Here is a 22,157-nt window from a genome sequence, read left to right on the forward strand (position 1 = left end):
CTGCTGTGAGCCTTGTCTGGACAATATTTCAGACAAAACCTACGACAAATGATTACTCATATTATACCCTATTTAGCTAGATTTTTCAAGGGGATTAACGATTTTTTGACAAAATCTTTTCCTATAAGAAATACTGGCTAAATCGTAGCAAAACCTGTTGCGATTTTTCTTTTATTTCAATTTCAAGAAAACGCTTGCATATTGTTTTACTACATGCTATACTGATATAGAAATTTATTGATTGGAGAATCATTATGAGAAAAACACCAGCTCAAACTGAGAAAAAAATGGTCTACAGCATCCGTTCCCTCAAAAATGGAACTGGTTCTGTCCTTATTGGAGCAAGCCTTGTCCTACTTGCTATGGCTACGCCAACTATCTCAGCCAACGAAAGTACACCAACCACTAACGCAAGTAATAGTGAAACTACTACTGCCCTTGCCCAACCTCTTACTGATGCAACAAACATCGCTGGCAAGAACGAAAGCGATTTTTCTTCACCTGACAATGCAAACGCTTCCCTAGAGAAAAAAGAAGAAAAACCTGCAACAGAGCCAACCACTCCTGTTGCAAGCCCAGCCGATTCAGCACCACAAACTGGGCAAGATCGTTCAAGTGAACCAACTACTTCTACTAGTCCAGTAGCAACTGAAACTAAGGCAGAAGAGCCCATCGAAAACAACTATTTCCGTATCCACGTCAAAAAGCTTCCTGAAGAAAACAAGGATGCTCAAGGACTATGGACTTGGGACGATGTTGAAAAACCTTCTGAAAATTGGCCAAACGGAGCCCTGTCCTTTAAGGATGCCAAAAAAGACGACTACGGCTACTACCTAGATGTCAAATTAAAGGGAGAACAAGCCAAGAAAATTAGCTTCCTCATCAACAATACAGCTGGAAAAAATCTAACCGGCGATAAATCTGCAGAAAAACTAGTTCCAAAAATGAACGAGGCTTGGTTAGACCAAGATTACAAGGTTTTCTCTTACGAGCCACAACCTGCAGGAACTGTTCGCGTCAACTACTACCGCACTGACGGCAACTATGACAAGAAATCTCTTTGGTACTGGGGAGATGTAAAAAATCCAAGTAGCGCTCAATGGCCTGACGGAACAGACTTTACAGCTACAGGCAAATATGGCCGCTATATCGACATTCCTCTTAAGGACGCCGCCAAAGAATTCGGCTTTTTACTATTAGATGAGAGTAAACAAGGAGACGACGTGAAAATCCGTAAAGAAGATTATAAGTTCACAGATTTGAAAAATCATAGCCAAATTTTCCTAAAAGATGATGACGAAACGATTTACACAAATCCATACTATGTCCATGATATCCGCATGACAGGGGCTCAGCACGTAGGAACTTCTAGCATTGAAAGTAGTTTTTCAACACTAGTCGGTGCCAAAAAAGAAGATATCCTCAAACACTCCAACATCACTAATCACTTAGGAAACAAGGTAACTATTACCGATGTTGCAATCGATGAAGCTGGTAAGAAAGTGACCTACAGCGGAGATTTCTCTGACACAAAACATCCCTATACTGTTAGCTACAATTCCGACCAATTCACTACCAAAACAAGCTGGCGCCTGAAAGATGAGACTTACAGCTATGATGGGAAACTTGGAGCTGACTTAAAAGAAGAAGGAAAACAAGTTGATTTAACCCTTTGGTCACCAAGTGCTGATAAGGTTTCTGTTGTTGTCTACGACAAGAATGACCCTGACAAAGTAGTTGGAACTGTCGCTCTTGAAAAAGGGGAAAGAGGAACTTGGAAACAAACTCTAGATAGCACAAACAAACTCGGAATCACTGATTTCACTGGCTACTATTATCAATACCAAATCGAGCGTCAAGGGAAAACTGTTCTTGCACTCGATCCTTACGCTAAGTCCCTCGCTGCTTGGAATAGTGACGATGCCAAGATTGACGATGCCCATAAAGTGGCTAAAGCGGCCTTTGTAAATCCAGCTAAACTAGGACCTCAAGACTTGACTTATGGTAAGATTCACAACTTCAAAACTCGTGAAGATGCCGTTATCTACGAAGCTCATGTGCGTGACTTCACTTCAGATCCTGCCATTGCAAAAGACTTAACCAAACCATTTGGTACCTTTGAAGCCTTTATTGAAAAACTAGACTATCTCAAAGACTTAGGTGTAACCCACATCCAGCTCCTTCCAGTCTTGTCTTACTACTTTGTCAATGAGTTGAAGAACCATGAACGCTTGTCTGACTATGCTTCAAGCAACAGCAACTACAACTGGGGATATGACCCTCAAAACTACTTCTCATTGACTGGTATGTATTCAAGCGATCCTAAAAATCCAGAAAAACGAATCGCAGAGTTTAAAAACCTCATCAATGAGATCCACAAACGTGGCATGGGAGCTATCCTGGACGTAGTTTACAACCATACAGCCAAAGTCGATATCTTTGAAGACCTAGAACCAAACTACTACCACTTTATGGATGCTGATGGGACACCTCGCACTAGCTTTGGTGGTGGACGTTTGGGGACAACCCACCATATGACCAAACGGATTCTAGTTGACTCTATCAAATATCTGGTTGATACCTACAAAGTAGATGGATTCCGCTTTGATATGATGGGAGACCACGATGCAGCTTCTATAGAAGAAGCATACAAGGCTGCACGCGCCCTCAATCCAAATCTAATCATGTTAGGCGAAGGTTGGAGAACCTATGCCGGTGATGAAAACATGCCTACTAAAGCTGCTGACCAAGATTGGATGAAACATACCGATACTGTCGCTGTCTTCTCAGATGACATACGTAACAACCTCAAGTCTGGTTATCCAAACGAAGGTCAACCTGCCTTTATCACAGGTGGCAAGCGTGATATCAACACTATCTTCAAAAATCTCATTGCTCAACCAACCAATTTTGAAGCTGACAGCCCTGGAGATGTTATCCAGTACATCGCAGCCCATGATAACTTGACTCTCTTTGACATCATTGCCCAGTCTATCAAAAAAGACCCAAGCAAGGCTGAGAACTACGCTGAAATCCACCGTCGTTTGCGACTTGGAAATCTCATGGTCTTGACAGCTCAAGGAACTCCATTTATCCACTCTGGTCAGGAATATGGACGTACTAAACAATTCCGTGACCCAGCCTACAAGACTCCAGTAGCAGAGGACAAACAACCAAACAAATCTCACTTGTTGCGTGATAAGGACGGCAATCCATTTGACTATCCTTACTTCATCCATGACTCTTACGATTCGAGTGATGCTATTAACAAGTTTGACTGGACTAAGGCTACAGATGGTAAAGCTTATCCTGAAAATGTCAAGAGCCGTAACTATATGAAAGGTTTGATTGCTCTTCGTCAATCTACAGACGCCTTCCGACTTAAGAGTCTCCAAGATATCAAAGACCGTGTCCAACTCATCACTGTCCCAGGTCAAAATGGTGTAGAAAAAGAGGATGTAGTAATTGGCTACCAAATTACTGCTCCAAACGGTGATATCTACGCAGTCTTTGTCAATGCGGATGAAAAAGCTCGCGAATTTAATTTGGGAACTGCCTTTGCCCACCTCAGAAATGCTGAAGTTTTGGCAGATGAAAACCAAGCAGGACCAGTAGGAATTGCCAACCCGAAAGGACTTGAGTGGACTGAAAAAGGCTTGAAATTGAATGCCCTTACAGCTACTGTTCTTCGAGTCTCTCAAGGCGGTGCCATCGTTGCCCCAGCTGTGGAAGAAAAACCAGAATTTGACCTTTCTAGCTTAAAACAAGAACACGGTCAAAATAACGGCCAAGACAATATGTCAAACCGAGTAGACAAACCGGAACAGCAAACTCCAGCTCCACAAACTAAACCTGATTCTGCAAAACCAGATACAAAAGTAGCTGATGCGGAAAATAAACCTAGCCAAGCTACAACTGATTCACAAGCTTCACAACCACATAAGGACAATAATACTCAATCACTTCCATCTACGCATACTCAAACTATTGTCACTTCCTATACTCCAGCTTATACAAATAAGAAACCGGAAACTCCAAATCAGACAACTAAAGCTAGTTGGAAACAAGAAAATGGCATCTGGTATTTCCATAAAGCAGACGGTTCTCTAGCTACTGGTTGGATCAAAGATGGAGATACTTGGTATTATCTAAAAGATGATGGCTCTATGTCAACTGGTTGGGTAAAAGATGGCAATGTTTGGTACTTCCTAAATAGTAACGGCTCTATGTCAACTGGTTGGGTAAAAGATGGAGATACTTGGTACTATCTAGATCCATCAGGAGCTATGAAAGAAAATCAATGGTTTGAAGTTTCTGGCAAATGGTACTATGTTGATTCATCAGGTAAACTTGCAGTTAATACAAGGGTTGAAGGCTATTTGGTCAATGAAAACGGTGAATGGGTTAGCTAATACTCAATGAAAATCAAAGAGCAAACTAGGAAGCTAGCCGCAGGTTGCTCAAAACAGTGTTTTGAGGTTGTGGATAGAACTGACGAAGTCAGTAACCATACCCACGGCAAGATGAAGCTGATGTGGTTTGAAGAGATTTTCGAAGAGTATAAAACTGCTACTATATAACCTTTGCATAGCTAGATATAACTAATCCAAATACAGGAAGCTCAACGATAACAAACTCCTGTTTGCAGGAATTAGTCTCCTTACCCTTCTAGGTCTCGGCTTCTTGCTAAAAAACAAAAAAGAGAACTAAACTAGCCCTCCTATAGAACAATCCCCCAAGCCTTAACGCTCGGGGGATTAATTTTTGCCCTGATAAGCCTATCTATCAAATCATATATTCTACACTATAGGTCGCATCCGAAAGTATTCGTGCCAAAAATTGCTTGGTTCTTTCTTCTTTTGGACGATTAAAGAATTGATGGGCATCATTTTCTTCAACAATTTTCCCACCGTCCATAAAAATAACATGATTGGCCACGTCTCTAGCAAAACCCATCTCATGCGTCACTACTACCATAGTAACACCTTCTTTAGCCAACTGTTTTAAAACATCTAAAACATCCCCTACCAACTCTGGATCCAAGGCCGATGTTGGCTCATCTAATAAAATGACCTCTGGTTTCACAGCGATGGCACGCGCAATGCCGATTCGTTGTTGCTGGCCTCCAGAAAGCTGAGAGGGATAGTAATCTTTATAAGCTAGTAAACCAACTTTTTCTAAGGCAGCTTCCGCACGTTTGATGGCTTCTTCCTTAGGAATTTTCCGAGCAATCACCAGGCCCTCTAAAATATTTTCCAAGGCCGTTTTATTAGCAAATAAATTATAATGTTGAAAAACAAAGGCGGTCTTCTGGCGAATTTCTAAAATATCTTTTTTGGTCAATTTGCCAAGATCGTATTCTTTATCAGCAAGCTTCAAAGAGCCACTATCAGCCTTTTCTAAATGATTGAGACATCTGAGAAAAGTCGTTTTACCTGATCCAGATGGGCCCAATATTACAACCACATCCCCTTGGTTGACATTGAGATTAACATCTTCTAGGACTTGTCTGTCTCCAAATTTTTTTGCAACATGTTCTACTTGTAACATTGTCTCCTCCTATGCTAAACCTGTACTGGGCACTACTTGTCCCTTTTCTCTTTGAATATAGCGTTTCTCTAAGATTGAAAAGCCCCATTGAATCAATCCGCAAATAAGAATGTACTGTAAAAAGATCACAAAATAGGATTCAAAATACTGATAACCATAAGACGCTTCAACACGGGCAATGGCTGTAATATCCTTAATGGTCATCACAAAAACCAAAGAGGTTCCTTTTACAATATTTATAACTAGATTAGCCAGATTGGGTAGGGCTGATCGCAAGGCCTGTGGAAAAACAATCCTCACATAAGCCTGACTAGTGGTTAAACCAATCGCTTGTGCAGCTTCTAATTGTCCCTTATCCACAGTCAAAATAGCCGAACGTAAGATTTCTGATAAACTACCTGTTGTCATCAGGCTATAGATAATAAAAGCATAATAGATAGGATTGAGTTTAAAGATGTCAACATCACTTCCTATGCTTTTGAGAAATTGATTGAGCAAACTCGGAAACAAACTATAAAAGAAAAGAATCAGCAAAATCGGAGGTGTTGCTCTTATAAAAGCTAGATACGCGAGAGAGAAAGTTCGAATACCTTTGACTTTATATATTTGTCCCAGAGCTAAAAACAAGGCTGGTCCAAAACTTAAGACCATGGCTACAATCATGATAATCAAGGTGGTCGGTACCCCTTTTAAGGTCTCTAAAAAGGTTTTTGCAATATAGTCTAAATCCATATCCTATCTCCCTTTCGTTTCCAAAGATTTTTCTAACAAGCGACTCAAGAAGGAAACAGCCAAGGCTACACCCCAATAAAGAATGGCAACCGCTGTATAGGTTTCAAGAGAGTAATTCCCCAAGTTGCGACTAATTAAGAGATTCCCAGCTCCCATGACATCCACAAAACCAATCGTATAGGCTAGGGCAGCGTCCCGCATCAAATTTAGAATAGCGGTCGTCATATTTGGAAGAGCCACTTGAAAAGCCTGAGGAAAAATGATTCTCCAAAATGTCTGACTAGGGGTCAGACCAATACTGACTCCAGCCTCCATCTGACCTTTGGGAATTGCCTGATAGGACGCCTTAAATACTTCTGCAATGATAGCCGCAAATAGTAATACCATGGTGAATAAGACGAAGACCGTCTTAGACCAGTTGTTGATATCTAAATTCAGCCACCATTTTAAAAATTCAGGCAAACCATAAAAAACTAAAAACAGTAAGACAATGGGGGGAGTACAGCGAAGAGTGAAAATATAGCCCTTGGAAAGACCTGCAAAAGTCTTATCTTCTCCCACTTGAGCCCAAGCCAGTAAGCCACCGAAAAGGGAACCGAGGACTGTAGTAAAAAAGAGAATGGACAAGGTCATCGGAAGAGCCTGCCATAAGGTTGGTAAAAATTGGAACACTCTTGAAAAATCATATGAAACCATATAAACCTCTTTCTAATACTCAATGAAAATCAAAAAGCAAACTAGCCGCAGGTTGCTCAAAACAGTGTTTTGAGGTTGTGGATAGAACTGACGAAGTCAGTAACCATACCTACGGCAAGGCGTCGTTGACGCGGTTTGAAGAGATTTTCGAAGAGTATAACATGCCTGATTGCTCATCTAATCTTTATCAACGTAGCTAAAAACATCTTCTTTAAAGTATTTTTGAGAAAGCTTAGCTAAAGTACCGTCTTCTTTTAATTCTTTAATCGCTTTTTCATACTCTTTAGCAAACTTCTCACCCTTTTCATCACGGTGAATCAAGGGATAGGTTGGGATTCCTTTATAAGGGAACCAGCTAAGTTTATCCGCATATTGGTGGTAAGAACCATCCTCTGCTGTCACTGCTTTTTCAAAAGACAGCTTAATATCAAAGAAAGCATCATAACGTCCTTCTAAAACCCAAGCATAAGCATCTGCCACCTTGAATGATTCAGCAGCTGTCAACTCAATCGGTGTATCCTTATGCTTCTCATTATAGCTATTAATAACATTCCACTGGGCATTTTGAGGAGAGATTGGTACTAATTTTCCTTTATTTTTGGCGAAATCATCAATATTCTTATATTTGGCTTCATCTTCTTTTCTGACAGTAAAACCAATAATGCTGGCTCCTACTGGCTCAGATGGAATAATGAATTTCTTAGCCCGTTCATCTGTATACCAAGCACCTTTAGTTCCAATATCGTACTTACCAGACTCAAGTCCAATCAAGAGATCATCATCACTAGTTCCAGTATACTCAAATTTATAATCTGCTAATTTCTCATCAACTGCCTTTAAAACAGCGACTTCATAACCATCTGATTCCCCTTTTTCGTCAATAAAATCATAAGGGACATAGTTTTGAGTATGGGCAACCTTTAAAGTTGTTACTTGTCCAGATGAAGCTGCATCTGCACCTTTAGCAGATGCTCCCGCCAAAGTTCTACCAATAATTGTTGCTCCAAGCACTGCCGCAACCGCAACTCCACCAATAATCCATGTTTTCTTACTCATATTCTTCTCCTTTATTTAGCTACTGCTTCTCTCACCCACTGGATACGTTCCACTGCAATATCGCTCGGAATGGTACAATCTGCTCCAAGTATGAGGCCATCTTTACCTGTTTCTTCTATCAAGCGTTTGGTTTCAGCCTGAATTTCTTCCTTACTGCCTCGATAGAGAAGGCCATCTTTACCGTTTTCAAATCCTCCCAAAACAGCACGACCCTTGAAAATCTCACGACCTTCTTTTAGGCTGATCCCTTCTGGACCAACTGCCCAGTTAAAAACATGAGCTGGATAGTCGGCAAAGATATGAATATCGTTTCGAGCTCCTTCATAGCCACAGATATGAAGGATATTTACCCCACCAACCGACTTAGCTGCATTTAAAACAGTCAGTTCACTCGGCGCAATAATCTCCTGATAGTCTTCAACAGAAACACGCGCATCCTGAATACTTTGCACACTGAGATAAATACCGTCTGCTCCTGCATCTTTAATAATAGCTTGACTCAAACTAGCGATATCTTGCGCAATCACATCAAGTACTTTTTTCAATTTCTGAGGATCTTGGACTAAGAAATCTGCAATGAGATCATCCCCACCAGACACTTCTCCAAGTAACCATTTGAGGTAGGTCACAGGTGCAAAAATATTGTAAATAGCAACAATATCTTCCGTAAACTCCTGCTTAATCTTCTTCACCAATTCTACTTGCTCTCTAATCCACGGATGATTTTCACCCAGAGGTTCAATCTCTGCCAACTCTTGGAGTGATTCCCCTTTAGCAATAACTGGATTTGGATAAGCAAAATAGCCATCACTCATCAACTTAATAAAGTCTGGGTGTAGTTCATGGATAAATTGTTTGTGACCTTGTATATTCTTTTCAATAATCACAGGATTTGAAAATCCCTTTAACCATTCCTCTTCTGATGTAAAGTGGTGCCAAAAACCGACAGGCACACGATCGACTGCTTCTCCTCTAAATGCTTTTAAAACCCATTCTCTTTTTTCTGACATCTCTATTCTCCATTTCTTTTTTTTTCGACTAATAAAACACTGGCAATATCATTGGTTTGAATAAAGGGAAGACTTTCTTTCTGAAAATCCTGAATCCCATGACATCTTGGTCCTTCCTTACAAGTAATTCCCTTGGTGAGGCTAATCGCAAGTAAGATAACAAAGCCAAGGGCTGTCCCTACCAATATCCACTTTTTTCTTTTCATAAGGCCCTCCTATTCTAAAATAGCAGCCTGACGAATCCAGTCCAATCTTTCTAATTCAAAGTCATCTGGAACCGTGCAATCCGCTCCAAGAAGAACTCCTCTAGTCCCAGCTTCAGCCAACAAGCGTTTGGTTTCCTCTTGTAGTGCAGCCTTTCTACCTCCATAAAGCAGGCTCTGCTTCCCATTTTCAAAACCACCCAAGACCGCTTTGCCATGAAATAGCTCCTGACCTTGAGGCAAACTGACTGCTTCATGGTGGGTTGCCCAATTGAAAACCTGGGCTGGATAATCTTTGAAAATAGTCACATCGTTACTGGCACCTTGGAAACCGCAGATATGCAGGATATTTACCCCACCTGCCTGATTAGCAGCTTCTAAAACCTTTATGTTGCTTGGCTCAATATAGGTCTGATACAATTCTGCTGTGATGCGCTCATCCTGAATTTCTTGTGTACTGAGGTAAATCCCATCTGCTCCACAATCCTGAATGATTGCCTTGGTTAGGATTGCGATATCCTCAGCTATTACATCTAAAATCTCCCTGAATAGCTCTGGATTTTCGAGTAATAGATTAGCAACCTCCTTATCACCTCTAGAAGTCTCTGTACGAAACCATCTTTTCAGGTAGGAAATTGGAGAAAAAATATTGTAGAATGAAGCAATTTCCTCAGTGAAGGTTGATCGAATAGCTTGTACCACTTCTACTTGTTGCTGAATCCAAGGATGGTTTTCACCAATCGACTCAATAGAAGCCAGCTCCTGAATACTTGAAACCAAAGGACTGTAGACATTACTTGGATAAATGAAAAATCCGTCACTCATCATTTTGACAAAATCAGGATGAATTCTTTCGACGTACTTCCGATGTCCCTCTACACTTTTTTGAAAGATACGTGGGTTATTTAAACCTTGCCCTTTTTCCTCCAGTGTTACAAAATGAAACCAAAAGCCTACAGGAACTCGTTCCACTTCTTCTCCTTGGATGGCTCTAAAAACTAGTTCTCTTTTACTTGTCATACTTTTCTCCTTCCATTTGGATTGAAACCATCTTACCACTCCTTTTGACCTTTTCCCAATATATATTGACTATCGACTTGATTGATATTGTTTATATCAATAACGAAAAGAATCTCTGGAAAGCTTGATTTTACTAGCTTTTCAGAGATTCTTTTCTGTTTATTGCTTTTTTTAAAATAGTTGTTATATAGATTTTTTATCAGCCTGATTAGGATTTTTTATTAAGCCTCTTTCATGGCAAAGTATTCCCGTACTTTTGGAGCCACTTGCGTGCCGAAGAGTTCAATAGCTCTCAGGACTTGTTCATGAGGCATAGAACCAAGAGGTAGGTGCAACATAAAGCGATCCAAACCTAAATCCTCAATCATGCGAATCAATTTTTCTGCCACCTGATCTGGATTGCCCACAAACATAGCACCATTTGGCCCAACTTGCTCCAAATATTGCTCATAACGCAACTCCTGCCAATGCGGACGGTCTTTGGAAATAGCATCCACCACTTGCTTGGTCGGATGGAAATAATCTTTCACCGTCTGCTCGCCATCTTCAGCAATCCAGCCCCAAGAATGGGCTCCAACCTTTAGTTCATGACTGGCATGACCCGCTTCGCTCCCAATCTCACGATAAGCCTGAATCAACTTTTTAAAATAACTAGGATTGCCACCAATAATGGCATAGACAATCGGTAGGCCTGCCTGAGCAATCTTCACTGTTGATTCGACATGACCACCTGTCGCTATCCACAAGGGTAATTTATCCTGAATTGGACGAGGATAAACTTCTTTGCCAGAGATTGTTTGGCTCAATCGACCTTGCCAGTCTAACTTGGTCTTTTCATTAACTAACCGAAGCAAGTCTAATTTCTCATTAAAAAGGGCTTCGTAGTCTTTCAAATCATATCCAAACAAGGGAAAAGATTCCGTGAAAGACCCCCTTCCAGCCATAATCTCCGCTCGTCCATTTGACAAAGCATCGATAGTGGCATACTGTTGGAACAAACGAATCGGATCCATACTTGAGAGAATGCTGACTGCACTGGTCAAACGGATTTTCTTGGTATTGACTGCCCCAGCTGCCAGGACAATCTCTGGCGCAGATACCGCAAAATCCGCTCGATGGTGCTCACCAATCCCATATACATCCAAACCAACCTTGTCAGCCAGTTCAATCTCTGCCACCAACTGGCGAATACGTTCGGCATGACTGTAAGTTTGCCCAGTCCCCTCAAGCTCCGTTGTTTCCCCAAATGTTGAAATTCCCAATTCTACCATATCCATTATCCTTGTCTCTTTCTGTCCTTCAATTTGAAAAATTATTCTAACACGAATCTTGAGTACAAGCAACCAATTTGCTCACAAGAAAAAGCCTAGATTACTAGACTTTTTTAGCTTATTCTACCGTTACTGACTTAGCAAGGTTACGTGGTTTATCCACATCCAGACCACGGTGTAGAGTTGCAAAGTAAGCGACCAATTGTGTTGGTACGACCATTGAGATTGGTGAGAGGTAAGGGTGTACGGTCGTAAGGACGATATCGTCTGTATCTTTGGCAACATTTTCTTCTGCGATAGTAAGCACCTTGGCACCACGGGCTGCAACCTCTTGGATATTTCCACGAGTATGGTTGGCAAGAACTGGGTCAGACAAGAGGGCCAAGACTGGCGTTCCTTCTTCAATCAAAGCAATGGTTCCGTGCTTGAGTTCTCCTGCCGCAAAGCCTTCACACTGGATGTAAGAAATCTCTTTGAGTTTGAGACTGGCTTCCATGGCTACGTAGTAATCTTGACCACGTCCGATATAAAAGGCGTTGCGAGTTGTTTCAAGAAGCTCACGAACCTTGGCTTCAATGGTTTCCTTCTCTGAAAGAGTTGATTCGATAGACTGAGCTACGATTGACAACTCATGAACCAGGTCAAAGGATTGCGCTTTAGCATTACCGTTCGCTTCTCCGACTGCTTTTGCAAGGAAGGCAAGGGCTGCGATTTGCGCTGTATAGGCCTTGGTTGAGGCCACGGCAATTTCAGGTCCTGCGTGAAGGAGCATGGTATGGTTAGCTTCACGTGAAAGGGTTGAACCTGGAACATTTGTCACTGTTAAGCTTGGAATTCCCATTTCATTAGCCTTGACCAAAACCTGACGGCTATCTGCTGTTTCACCAGACTGGCTGATAAAGATGAAGAGTGGTTTTTTGCTGAGAAGTGGCATACCATAACCCCACTCAGATGAAATTCCAAGTTCAACTGGTGTATCCGTCAATTCTTCCAGCATCTTCTTAGAAGCAAATCCTGCGTGGTAAGATGTTCCAGCTGCAAGGATGTAGATGCGGTCTGCATCTTGAACAGCCTTGATGATAGCAGGGTCAACCACTACTTGACCAGCCTCATCTGTGTAGGCTTGGATGAGTTTACGCATAACAGTTGGTTGCTCATCAATTTCCTTGAGCATATAGTAAGGGTAAGTTCCCTTACCGATATCTGATAAGTCAAGTTCTGCAGTGTAGCAAGCACGCTCACGACTGTTACCATCATAGTCTTGAACTTCCACGCTATCCGCCTTGACGATTACCAACTCTTGGTCATGGATTTCCATGTATTGGTTGGTCTCACGAATCATAGCCATAGCATCTGAACAGACCATATTATAGCCTTCCCCAAGACCAATCAAAAGTGGTGATTTATTCTTAGCTACGTAGATGACTTCAGGATCTTGTGAGTCAACCAAAGCAAATGCATAAGAACCGCGGATGATGTGAAGGGCTTTTTTGAAGGCTTCAAGAACAGAGAGACCTTCTTCCGCAAATTTTCCAATCAAGTGAACAGCGATTTCTGTATCTGTTTGCCCCTTGAAGTGGTGCCCCGCAAGGTATTCTTCCTTGATTTCAAGATAGTTCTCAATCACCCCGTTATGCACCAAGACAAAACGTTCAGTCTCAGAGCGGTGTGGGTGAGCATTGTCTTCCGTTGGTTTTCCATGAGTAGCCCAACGAGTATGTCCAATACCAGTTGTTCCCTCAACACCAGCTGTCTTGGCAGACAATTCTGCAATACGACCAACAGCCTTGACTAGGTGGTTTTCAGCACCACCTAGGACAAAAATTCCCGCAGAATCATAGCCACGGTATTCGAGCTTTTCAAGCCCTTGAATCAAAATATCAGTTGCATTTGTGTTTCCAACAACACCAACAATTCCACACATAGTATATACGACACAGACCAGCCGTGCTTTCTCCTTAAAATTGGTATAGTCTAATTCCTCTTTTATAGAATCAGCAAAAACAGTATATACTTGTTTCTTTCACTTGTCAAGAGTAAAAATTGGTATAGTCGAAATCAACTTCCTGAAATCAAAAAAACTCTGACCAATTAGAACAATCAGTCAGAGTCTTTTTTAAAATCCATTATTATCACTTAGTTCCTTGAACCACTGCCCTGATTTCTTCAGACGACGTTCTTGCGTTTCCAAGTCTAATTCGACCAAACCATAGCGATTTTTATAGCTGTTGAGCCATGACCAGCAATCAATAAAGGTCCAGATTAAGTATCCTTTACAGTTGGCTCCATCTTCAATGGCACGGTGCAGTTCACGAAGATGACCTTTTACAAAGTCAATACGATAATCATCTTGAATCATTCCATCTTGACGGAATTTTTCTTCCCCTTCAACACCCATACCATTCTCTGTCAACATCCACTCAATATTGCCATAGTTTTCCTTGATATTTTGGGCAATGTCATAAATCCCTTGCTCATAAATCTCCCAGCCACGATGAGGATTGATTTTACGTCCAGGCATCACATAAGGCTCATAAAAATGTTCTGGCAAGAGTGGACTCTCTGGATGCTTCGCAAATCGAGGTGCCATGACACGCAAAGGTTGATAGTAGTTGACACCGAGGAAGTCCACCGTATTATCACGAATGAGTTCCAACTCCTCCTCTGTAGCATCAGGCAAGAGACCGTATTCATGTAAGATTTCTACTAACTCCTGTGGATAAGTACCCAAAACGGACGGATCTAAGAAAGATTGGGCCTGAAAGAGATCCGCAATACGAGCTGCCTTGACATCAGCAGGATGCTGGCTACGTGGATAAGCCGGTGTCAAGTTGAGGACAATCCCAATCTTAGCATCAGGCAAGAGTTCATGACAAGCCTTAACCGCCCGACTGCTGGCTAATTGTGTATGATAAGCTACTTTAACCGCCGCTTCTGCATCCACCTTATGTGGATAATGTGCATCGTAAAAATAGCCAAACTCTACAGGAACGATGGGCTCGTTAAAGGTAATCCATTGATCCACTAAATCTCCATAAGTCTCAAAACAAAAACAAGCATAGTCTTCATAGGCTGAGACAGTCTCCTTATTTTCCCAACCATCACCAGCTTCTTGAAGGGCAAAAGGCAAATCAAAGTGGTAGAGATTGACTAAAAGACGAATCCCCTTAGCCTTAATAACCTCAAAAACCTTACGATAGAAATCCACACCTTGAGGATTGACTTTTCCACATCCTTGTGGAAAAATCCGTGACCACTGAATAGAAGTCCGAAAGGCCGTGTGACCAGTTTCTAACAAGAGATCGATATCCTTTTCCCAGTTTTCATAAAAGGTTGATGTTTTATCTGGACCAATCCCATTATAGTAACGATTTGGCTCCACTTGGAACCAGTAATCCCAGAGATTATCTCCCTTACCGTCACCAGCTACACGTCCTTCTGTCTGCGGTCCAGAAGTAGAGGATCCCCAGACAAAATCCTTTGGAAATCTTAGCATACATTTACCTCTTTATCTACTCATTTTTCCCATTATACAGAAAAAACAAGGTAAAAACTAGTTACATTTTTTCCTTGTTTTTCTTCTGATTATAGTTTTTATTTCTTGCTGAGGATTTCAAGCGTTTCGAGCACGTTATCGGCATGAACTTCGATAGTGTCACCAGTCGCTTTAATCTTAACTTCTACGATGCCATCAGCCGCTTTCTTCCCAACAGTGATACGAATCGGCAATCCAATCAAGTCGCTATCACTGAATTTGACTCCGACACGTTCGTTACGGTCATCCGTCAAGACTTCGTAACCAGCTCCCATCAAGCTTGCTTCAAGTTTTTCTGTCAGAGCTTGTGCTTCTTCGTCCTTGACATTGACAGTGATCAAGTGAACATCAAATGGCGCCAATTCTTTAGGGAAGTTGATTCCCCAAGCGTAACGGTATTCACCTTTTGGCGTTTTGTTGACAAAGAGGCGAGCGTGTTGCTCCATCACTGCTGAAAGGAGACGGCTAACACCGATACCGTAACAGCCCATGATAATTGGCACAGCACGGCCATTTTCATCCAAAACATCTGCTCCCATGCTTGCTGAGTAACGAGTGCCGAGTTTGAAGATGTGACCAATTTCGATACCACGCGCAAAGTTAAGAACACCTTGTCCGTCTGGAGAAATTTCACCCTCACGAACTTCACGGATATCCACATATTCTGCAGTAAAATCACGGCCTGGGTTCACACCAGTCAAGTGGTAGCCATCTTCGTTAGCACCGACAACTGCATTGCGAACATCTTGCACCTTACGGTCTGCGATGATTTTAACATTCTCTGGCAAACCAACCGGGCCAAGTGAACCAAAACCTGCTTGAACAAGATTTGCCACTTCTTCTTCGCTAGCAACGTCGAAGAAATCTGCTCCCAAATGGTTTTTCAACTTAACTTCGTTGAGTTGATCATTTCCAACTAGAAGGGCCGCAACAAGCTCACCATCTGCCATGTAGAAGAGAGTTTTAATTGTTTGTTCTTCTGGAACATTGAGGAAGGCTGCAACTTCATCAATTGATTTAACATCTGGCGTTGCAACACGAGTTACTTCTTCTTCAGCGACAACACGGTTGCTTGGTTTGTACTCGTTTGTTGCCATTTCTAAGTTAGCTGCATAGCTAGATTCACTTGAGTAGGCGATGGTATCTTCACCAGAAACCATCCATTTGAGCAATTCTGCCTTGATTTCTTCTTGCACTTCTGCAGGAATTTCGTCAAATGAGGCAACTGACTTGTCCAAGACAACCCAGCGGTCAAGATCTGTACGGGCAGGTGTAATGGCCATAAATTCTTGGCTGTCCTTACCACCCATGGCTCCACCGTCACCGATGATAGCCTTGAAGTCTAAACCACTACGAGTAAAAATACGCTCATAAGCAGCCTTATACTCATCATAAACACTGTCCAAGCTATCATAGTTAGCGTGGAAACTGTAAGCATCCTTCATGATAAACTCACGTGTACGGAGAAGTCCATTACGTGGGCGTTTTTCATCACGATACTTAGGCTGGATTTGGTAAAGGTTAAGTGGCAATTGCTTGTAAGACTTAACAGAATCACGGACAATAGCTGTAAATGTTTCTTCGTGTGTTGGGCCTAAGATAAAGTCTGATTTTTCACGGTTTTTTAGTTTGTAAAGGTCTTCACCATAAGTTTCGTAACGACCTGATTCGCGCCACAATTCTGCACTGAGGAGGGCAGGAGCCAACATCTCAACGGCACCAATCTTGTCGAATTCTTGGCGCATGATATTTTTAGCTTTTTCAATCACACGGTTGGCAAGTGGTAGATAAGAATAAACACCTGCAGATACTTGGCGAACATAACCAGCACGCAACATAAGAGCATGGCTGATAACTTGAGCATCGCTTGGCATTTCGCGAAGCGTTGGGATAGGCATTTTACTTTGTTTCATAATATTCCTCGATTATCTAAAAAAGAGTCGCATGATGTCATTCCAGGTCACAGCAATCATCAAGACAACCATGATGACCACTCCGGCCAAGGTGACATAGGTTTCAATTTCTTGTTTCAATGGTTTGCGGCGGATAGCTTCTAGGATATTGAGCACAATCTTACCACCATCCAGGGCTGGAATCGGAATAAGATTAAAAATCCCAATATTGATGGAAATCATTGCCAAGAAGTACAAGACATTCTCAATTCCATTTTTAGCAGCATCACTACTTGCCTTAAAGATGGCAACAGGTCCACCTAGCTTGTTCAAATCCGGTTGGAAAATCAGATTTTTCAGAGCTGATAAAATTCGTAGGGCCGAGTCAGCAGCAGTTGTAAAACCACCTACAAACATAGATACAAAATCTGACTTAATCCCCGGTTGAACACCTAGAAGGTAACGCCCTTCACTTTCTTCCGGAGTAACAGTGACTTGTTTGTCACTCCCCTTTTCAGAAATAGTCACATCCAAGGTCGGGGCCGTCTTATCTTTGGTTTCTGATTCCACAGCCTGAATCAAACTTTCCCAGTTGCTAATCTCATGTGAGCCAATCTTGGTAATCTGTGCCGTTTCTGGTACTCCTACCTTAGCCAAAGCCCCTTGAGGCATAATATGGAACTGGTTGGTATCGACATCTCTGACACCACCCTGCATGAAGATTAAAATCCAGAAAACAACGACACCTAAGATAAAGTTATTCATAGGGCCTGCAAAATTGGTAATCAGTTTGCCCCAGATAGTTGCATTTTGATATTGAACATCCAAGGGAGCAATCCGAACCTCAGTACCATCTGCTTCCACAACCGTTGCATCGTGATCTACTGCAAATGTTTTTTCTTCTTCTAGAACCAAGCCCTTGATAAAAAGCTTGTCTTCAAAGTCAAACTGGGTCACCTGCATAGGAAGAGCTGTTTGATCTAATTTTTTACCAGAAAGATTGATGCGCTTAACCTTACCATCATCAGCAAGAGTCAAACTGACAGGAGTTCCTGTCTTGATTTCAGTTGTATCATCACCCCAACCGGCCATGCGAACATAGCCACCCAGAGGCAAGATTCGAATGGTATAGGCCGTTCCATCCTTGCCAATGTGAGCAAAGATTTTGGGGCCCATTCCAATGGCAAATTCACGCACTAGAATCCCTGATTTCTTGGCAAAGTAGAAGTGTCCGAACTCGTGCACTACCACAATAATCCCGAAAACCAGAATAAAGGTTAAAATTCCGAGCATAGTATTTCCTCCGTCTTTTGATTAAAAGAGTCCAAACAAGTGCATGATTGGAAATACAAGCAACATACTATCAAAACGATCCAAAACACCACCATGTCCAGGGATAAATTTCCCAGAATCCTTGACACCAAAGTGACGCTTGATCGAACTTTCTAGTAAATCACCAAATTGTCCAGCAATGCTAAAGAAAATAGCAAAGACGGACATCTTGTAAATTCCATACGGAAGAGCAACTGTTCTGTCAAACATCATAAAGATGATGGTTACTAAAATCGCACCTAAAATACCACCCAAGGCACCCTCAAAGGTTTTATTTGGAGAAACTGTCGGAGCTAGTTTTCGTTTACCATAGTTCATCCCAACAAGATAGGCACCACTGTCTGTTGCCCAAACAATACACAAGGCTAATAGTGCCTTATCTAAACCTGCAATTCTAGCATCTAATAGAGCATTAAAACCAAAGCCCACATAAAAGCTCATAGCAAGCGGGAAAACCGCATCCTCAATCGTATACGACTTGCTAAAAACAGTCGTTCCTAACATAATTGAAATCAAAACACTGTAGGCAACCACATTCCCATCAACTGGCAAAAAAGTCAGGTAATTCTCCAAGGGAATGGTCAAAGCAAAGGTTGCAAAGAGGGTCAAGAGACCCTCCATCGTCATGGTCTCTAGACCTCTCATCTTCAAAAGTTCATGCATGGCTAGCATGGCTATGATTCCAATTGCTATCTGAAGCAAGAGTCCCCCAATCATTAAAATTGGTAGGAAAATAGCCAGAGCAACCCCTGCAAACAAGGTTCTTTTCTGTAAATCCTGTGTCATATTTCCTCCTAAACTCCTCCAAATCGGCGATGACGACGATTGTAGGCAAGAATGGCTTCCTGCAAGGCCGCCTCGTCAAAATCAGGCCACAAGGTGTCCGTAAAATAGAGCTCACTATAGGCTCCCTGCCATGGAAGGAAATTGCTCAAACGCAATTCTCCACTAGTACGGATAATCAAGTCTGGGTCTCGTAAGTCCTTAGGTAAATGCTGGGTGAAGAGATAGTTGGCAATCAATTCCTCTGTGATGTCACCCGGGTTGATTTTGGCATCTAAAACATCCTGAGAAATCAACTTAAGAGCCTGTGTAATCTCAGCACGTCCACCATAGTTAAGGGCAAAATTAAGAATCAAACCTGTGTTGTTCTTAGTCAATTCCTCAGCCTTAGTCAGAGCTTCAAAGGTTTGCTTAGGAAGGCGATCTGTCTCCCCAATCATTTGAATCTTAACATTATTCGCATGTAATTCCGGGACATAATTATCATAAAACTCTACTGGCAAGTTCATGATAAACTTGACTTCCTGATCTGGACGGGTCCAGTTTTCCGTAGAAAAAGCATAAACTGTAATCACCTTGACGCCTAGTTTGTTGGCTGCCTTGGTCACAGTTTGCAATGCTTCCATGCCCGCCTTGTGTCCGAAGACTCGCGGTTGCATACGTTTTTTAGCCCAACGGCCATTTCCATCCATGATGATGCCGATATGAGCAGGAACCTGTGTCGGAACCTCTACTTCCACAGCCTTATCTTTCTTAAAAAATCCAAACATGATCTTATTCCTATTCAAAAATCTATCGTTTCATTATACCATATTTCCCTATTTTCTTCTATCACTAAGCTATTTATACTCTTCGAAAATCTCTTCAAACCACGTCAGCTCTATCTGCAACCTCAAAACAGTGTTTTGAGCAACCTGCGGTTATCTTCCTAGTTTGCTCTTTGATTTTCATTGAGTATTATTCTCAGGCACAAAGCCCATTTTTCAAAAAAATAAGTCGCCTGATTGGGCGACTCTATTTTATAGGGAGATTATTATGAAAAAGTTTTAGGAGTTTAAGTTAAGGTCTTCTTAACTTATGGACTTAGTATACACTCCCTAGCTTAAAGTTTCCTTAAGTATTTTTAAAAATCAAATTTTTCCATTTCTCCTGCCAATTTTTCTTGGATAGACGTGTTCGATAAAGTTCCATTCGGTCTTCATTTTCTAAGAAATGAGGAGTTGGACGAACTTGAAAATTCAAAATCTCCTCCAAACCATAAGGTACATAGAGTTCAAAATCGGATTCTTCATTCAAGCGCAGTCCAACTGCCGTACACCGTTCTGGATACTTACTCATAGCATCACGGGAACTGCTATAGGGAGCAGTATGAGGGCTGTGCTGGTGCATATAGACCTGATTTTTCAACTCCCACTGGTACTGAGGAAAGTCCTCTCTCAGCTTTTTCTCCAGTAATAAGGTTTCCTCATAAGAAATATCCGGATCAAAGAAAATCACATCTACATCTGTTTCAAGATCAAATGTTGGTCTGTCTGACAAGAGATTCCAGATGAAATTTCTGACAGAACCTGCCGCCAACCAGGAATCTGTCAACTCCAAGTTTCGGATGATAGTCAGAATAGCCATCATATCTGGATTTTTTCTAAAAGCCTCTAGAATTTCTTGCTTATTTTTCATTGTACTCATATCCCAAATGCTCATATGCCTTAGCAGTCGCCACCCGTCCAGACCGTGTTCGCATGATAAAACCTTTTTGAATTAAGTAAGGCTCATACATATCTTCAACTGTCTCACGCTCCTCGGCAATATTCACAGAAAGAGTTCCTAATCCGACAGGGCCACCACCGTACATCTCAATCATGGTCCGAAGAATTTTTTGGTCCACATAGTCCAAACCTTCATGGTCAACATCCAGCATGGTCAAAGCCTTATCGGTAATAACATCATCGATAACCCCATTACCCATAATCTGGGCAAAATCGCGCACGCGCTTGAGTAAGCGATTGGCAATACGAGGGGTTCCACGACTGCGCAAAGCCAACTCAGAGGCTGCCTCATGAGTGATTTCCATCTCAAAAATATCTGCCGTCCGCTCGACAATTTCTGTCAAATCAGCATGGGCATAATACTCCATATGACCTGTAATCCCAAAACGTGCCCGTAGAGGATTGGAAAGCATACCAGCCCGAGTCGTCGCACCAATCAAGGTAAAAGGTGGCAACTCCAAATGAACACTGCGACTGCCTTCACCAGCACCAATCATGATATCAATGTAGAAGTCCTCCATAGCACTATAAAGCACCTCTTCCACCGACATGGGCAAGCGATGAATCTCATCAATAAAAAGGACATCCCCAGGCTCTAAGTCATTTAAAATCGCTACCAAATCACCAGCTTTTTCAATGACAGGCCCAGACGTCTGCTTGAGATTTACACCTAGTTCGTTGGCAATAACAAAAGCCATTGTCGTTTTTCCCAAGCCTGGAGGTCCAAATAAGAGCACATGATCCAGCGCTTCATCCCGCATTTTGGCAGCTTCGATAAAGATTTGGAGCTGGTCCTTGACTTTATCCTGCCCAATATATTCACGTAAATACTGAGGACGGAGCGTGCGTTCCACTAACTCCTCGTCCCCTATTATCTCATTGTCTAAAATTCTACTCATGGCTCTATTATATCAAAAATCCAAGCCACAAACAAAAAAGCCACCCGCTTGGGTAACTCCTGAGTTTGGCACTTATGTGGTATAATATTCTACGGCACTGCTACACCGCCTGCGAAAGGAGGTGAATTAGCCCATGATGGATACAATACTTAAAACTATCATCGGACCAATTGTGGTCGGTGTCGTTCTTCGATTAGTCGATAAATGGCTAAACAAGGACAAATAGTGTCAAAAAGACCCCAAGCTTATTTGGACGTGAGCTTGGGGTCTTTTCTAGCCTATGATATAGACACAATACTTAATTCTCTTTTATTATCCCATAGTTCACAAAATTTGTCAAAACTTTACATCCTCTTTAACCGCTGTACGACAAGACGTTCAAGATTAAGCGAAAGTTATCGGAAAATGATGT

The 22,157-nt window shown here is 41.9% G+C and carries 20 protein-coding genes; 4 read left to right on the forward strand and 16 right to left on the reverse strand.

The window, feature by feature from the left end; translation table 11 throughout:
* The first annotated feature begins 254 nt into the window (after positions 1 to 254).
* The 3 genes from N8M20_RS00655 (at position 255) to N8M20_RS10625 (ending at position 4,710) form a co-directional block, all read left to right on the forward strand.
* Positions 255 to 4,412, forward strand: coding sequence for a pullulanase (locus tag N8M20_RS00655; RefSeq protein ID WP_261078685.1), 4,158 nt, complete (start codon positions 255 to 257; stop codon positions 4,410 to 4,412).
* A gap of 6 nt (positions 4,413 to 4,418) precedes the next feature.
* Entirely contained in the window at positions 4,419 to 4,580 is a 162-nt protein-coding gene (locus N8M20_RS00660; RefSeq protein ID WP_261078687.1) for a hypothetical protein, read from the forward strand.
* A gap of 70 nt (positions 4,581 to 4,650) precedes the next feature.
* Entirely contained in the window at positions 4,651 to 4,710 is a 60-nt protein-coding gene (locus N8M20_RS10625; protein ID WP_419991750.1) for a hypothetical protein, read from the forward strand.
* 75 nt (positions 4,711 to 4,785) lie between these two features.
* Here N8M20_RS10625 and N8M20_RS00665 read toward each other — a convergent pair whose 3' ends face one another.
* From N8M20_RS00665 to ruvB, 16 genes are all read right to left on the reverse strand, one after another.
* A complete protein-coding gene (locus tag N8M20_RS00665; RefSeq protein ID WP_033678447.1) occupies positions 4,786 to 5,550 on the reverse strand; it encodes an amino acid ABC transporter ATP-binding protein in 765 nt (254 codons plus the stop codon).
* Between the two features lie 9 nt (positions 5,551 to 5,559).
* The gene (locus tag N8M20_RS00670) at positions 5,560 to 6,282 is read right to left on the reverse strand and encodes an amino acid ABC transporter permease (RefSeq protein ID WP_261078688.1); all 723 of its coding nucleotides are present in this window, start codon (positions 6,280 to 6,282) and stop codon (positions 5,560 to 5,562) included.
* Between the two features lie 3 nt (positions 6,283 to 6,285).
* Positions 6,286 to 6,978 (reverse strand): amino acid ABC transporter permease, encoded by a 693-nt coding sequence (locus N8M20_RS00675; RefSeq protein ID WP_023939124.1) that lies wholly within the window; start codon positions 6,976 to 6,978, stop codon positions 6,286 to 6,288.
* A 177-nt stretch (positions 6,979 to 7,155) separates the two neighbouring features.
* Positions 7,156 to 8,034 (reverse strand): transporter substrate-binding domain-containing protein, encoded by an 879-nt coding sequence (locus N8M20_RS00680; protein WP_077804373.1) that lies wholly within the window; start codon positions 8,032 to 8,034, stop codon positions 7,156 to 7,158.
* Positions 8,035 to 8,045: 11 nt separating this feature from the next.
* A complete protein-coding gene (locus tag N8M20_RS00685) occupies positions 8,046 to 9,044 on the reverse strand; it encodes a uroporphyrinogen decarboxylase family protein (protein WP_261078690.1) in 999 nt (332 codons plus the stop codon).
* 2 nt (positions 9,045 to 9,046) lie between these two features.
* A complete protein-coding gene (locus N8M20_RS00690; protein ID WP_261078693.1) occupies positions 9,047 to 9,250 on the reverse strand; it encodes a hypothetical protein in 204 nt (67 codons plus the stop codon).
* Between the two features lie 9 nt (positions 9,251 to 9,259).
* Positions 9,260 to 10,267, reverse strand: coding sequence for a uroporphyrinogen decarboxylase family protein (locus N8M20_RS00695; RefSeq protein ID WP_261078695.1), 1,008 nt, complete (start codon positions 10,265 to 10,267; stop codon positions 9,260 to 9,262).
* Between the two features lie 221 nt (positions 10,268 to 10,488).
* Positions 10,489 to 11,538 carry an LLM class flavin-dependent oxidoreductase gene (locus tag N8M20_RS00700; protein ID WP_261078816.1) on the reverse strand — a complete coding sequence of 350 codons (1,050 nt, stop codon included), beginning with the start codon at positions 11,536 to 11,538 and terminating at the stop codon, positions 10,489 to 10,491.
* A 118-nt stretch (positions 11,539 to 11,656) separates the two neighbouring features.
* The gene (glmS, locus tag N8M20_RS00705) at positions 11,657 to 13,462 is read right to left on the reverse strand and encodes a glutamine--fructose-6-phosphate transaminase (isomerizing) (RefSeq protein ID WP_261078697.1); all 1,806 of its coding nucleotides are present in this window, start codon (positions 13,460 to 13,462) and stop codon (positions 11,657 to 11,659) included.
* Positions 13,463 to 13,654: 192 nt separating this feature from the next.
* Positions 13,655 to 15,034 carry a 6-phospho-beta-glucosidase gene (bglA, locus tag N8M20_RS00710; RefSeq protein WP_261078698.1) on the reverse strand — a complete coding sequence of 460 codons (1,380 nt, stop codon included), beginning with the start codon at positions 15,032 to 15,034 and terminating at the stop codon, positions 13,655 to 13,657.
* Between the two features lie 98 nt (positions 15,035 to 15,132).
* Entirely contained in the window at positions 15,133 to 16,986 is a 1,854-nt protein-coding gene (locus N8M20_RS00715; RefSeq protein WP_173225195.1) for a proline--tRNA ligase, read from the reverse strand.
* Positions 16,987 to 16,998: 12 nt separating this feature from the next.
* Positions 16,999 to 18,258, reverse strand: coding sequence for an RIP metalloprotease RseP (gene rseP / locus N8M20_RS00720; protein WP_261078700.1), 1,260 nt, complete (start codon positions 18,256 to 18,258; stop codon positions 16,999 to 17,001).
* Positions 18,259 to 18,279: 21 nt separating this feature from the next.
* Positions 18,280 to 19,083 carry a phosphatidate cytidylyltransferase gene (locus tag N8M20_RS00725; RefSeq protein ID WP_261078703.1) on the reverse strand — a complete coding sequence of 268 codons (804 nt, stop codon included), beginning with the start codon at positions 19,081 to 19,083 and terminating at the stop codon, positions 18,280 to 18,282.
* Between the two features lie 8 nt (positions 19,084 to 19,091).
* Positions 19,092 to 19,850, reverse strand: coding sequence for an isoprenyl transferase (locus tag N8M20_RS00730; RefSeq protein ID WP_261078706.1), 759 nt, complete (start codon positions 19,848 to 19,850; stop codon positions 19,092 to 19,094).
* Positions 19,851 to 20,193: 343 nt separating this feature from the next.
* Entirely contained in the window at positions 20,194 to 20,766 is a 573-nt protein-coding gene (locus N8M20_RS00735) for a nucleotidyltransferase family protein (protein WP_261078707.1), read from the reverse strand.
* On the reverse strand, positions 20,747 to 21,745 hold the full coding sequence (gene ruvB / locus N8M20_RS00740; protein ID WP_314726159.1) for a Holliday junction branch migration DNA helicase RuvB: 999 nt from the start codon (positions 21,743 to 21,745) through the stop codon (positions 20,747 to 20,749). Before ruvB ends, N8M20_RS00735 begins: the two co-directional genes overlap by 20 nt.
* Positions 21,746 to 21,878: 133 nt before the next feature.
* On the opposite strand from ruvB, the gene N8M20_RS00745 reads away from it, so the two are divergent.
* Positions 21,879 to 21,971 carry a type I toxin-antitoxin system Fst family toxin gene (locus N8M20_RS00745; protein ID WP_000969509.1) on the forward strand — a complete coding sequence of 31 codons (93 nt, stop codon included), beginning with the start codon at positions 21,879 to 21,881 and terminating at the stop codon, positions 21,969 to 21,971.
* The last annotated feature ends 186 nt before the right edge of the window (positions 21,972 to 22,157 follow it).

It is taken from the genome of Streptococcus mitis (assembly GCF_946190275.1).
In the GTDB taxonomy this organism is placed as follows: Bacteria; Bacillota; Bacilli; order Lactobacillales; family Streptococcaceae; genus Streptococcus; species Streptococcus mitis_DC.

Coding starts and splice junctions, on each gene's coding strand:
- N8M20_RS00655 (WP_261078685.1), top strand. CDS start 255: ATGAGAAAAACACCAGCTCAAACTGAGAAAAAAATGGTCTACAGCATC.
- N8M20_RS00660 (WP_261078687.1), top strand. CDS start 4,419: ATGAAAATCAAAGAGCAAACTAGGAAGCTAGCCGCAGGTTGCTCAAAA.
- N8M20_RS00665 (WP_033678447.1), bottom strand. CDS start 5,550: ATGTTACAAGTAGAACATGTTGCAAAAAAATTTGGAGACAGACAAGTC.
- N8M20_RS00670 (WP_261078688.1), bottom strand. CDS start 6,282: ATGGATTTAGACTATATTGCAAAAACCTTTTTAGAGACCTTAAAAGGG.
- N8M20_RS00675 (WP_023939124.1), bottom strand. CDS start 6,978: ATGGTTTCATATGATTTTTCAAGAGTGTTCCAATTTTTACCAACCTTA.
- N8M20_RS00680 (WP_077804373.1), bottom strand. CDS start 8,034: ATGAGTAAGAAAACATGGATTATTGGTGGAGTTGCGGTTGCGGCAGTG.
- N8M20_RS00685 (WP_261078690.1), bottom strand. CDS start 9,044: ATGTCAGAAAAAAGAGAATGGGTTTTAAAAGCATTTAGAGGAGAAGCA.
- N8M20_RS00690 (WP_261078693.1), bottom strand. CDS start 9,250: ATGAAAAGAAAAAAGTGGATATTGGTAGGGACAGCCCTTGGCTTTGTT.
- N8M20_RS00695 (WP_261078695.1), bottom strand. CDS start 10,267: ATGACAAGTAAAAGAGAACTAGTTTTTAGAGCCATCCAAGGAGAAGAA.
- N8M20_RS00700 (WP_261078816.1), bottom strand. CDS start 11,538: ATGGTAGAATTGGGAATTTCAACATTTGGGGAAACAACGGAGCTTGAG.
- glmS (WP_261078697.1), bottom strand. CDS start 13,462: ATGTGTGGAATTGTTGGTGTTGTTGGAAACACAAATGCAACTGATATT.
- bglA (WP_261078698.1), bottom strand. CDS start 15,034: ATGCTAAGATTTCCAAAGGATTTTGTCTGGGGATCCTCTACTTCTGGA.
- N8M20_RS00715 (WP_173225195.1), bottom strand. CDS start 16,986: ATGAAACAAAGTAAAATGCCTATCCCAACGCTTCGCGAAATGCCAAGC.
- rseP (WP_261078700.1), bottom strand. CDS start 18,258: ATGCTCGGAATTTTAACCTTTATTCTGGTTTTCGGGATTATTGTGGTA.
- N8M20_RS00725 (WP_261078703.1), bottom strand. CDS start 19,083: ATGACACAGGATTTACAGAAAAGAACCTTGTTTGCAGGGGTTGCTCTG.
- N8M20_RS00730 (WP_261078706.1), bottom strand. CDS start 19,850: ATGTTTGGATTTTTTAAGAAAGATAAGGCTGTGGAAGTAGAGGTTCCG.
- N8M20_RS00735 (WP_261078707.1), bottom strand. CDS start 20,766: ATGAGTACAATGAAAAATAAGCAAGAAATTCTAGAGGCTTTTAGAAAA.
- ruvB (WP_314726159.1), bottom strand. CDS start 21,745: ATGAGTAGAATTTTAGACAATGAGATAATAGGGGACGAGGAGTTAGTG.
- N8M20_RS00745 (WP_000969509.1), top strand. CDS start 21,879: ATGATGGATACAATACTTAAAACTATCATCGGACCAATTGTGGTCGGT.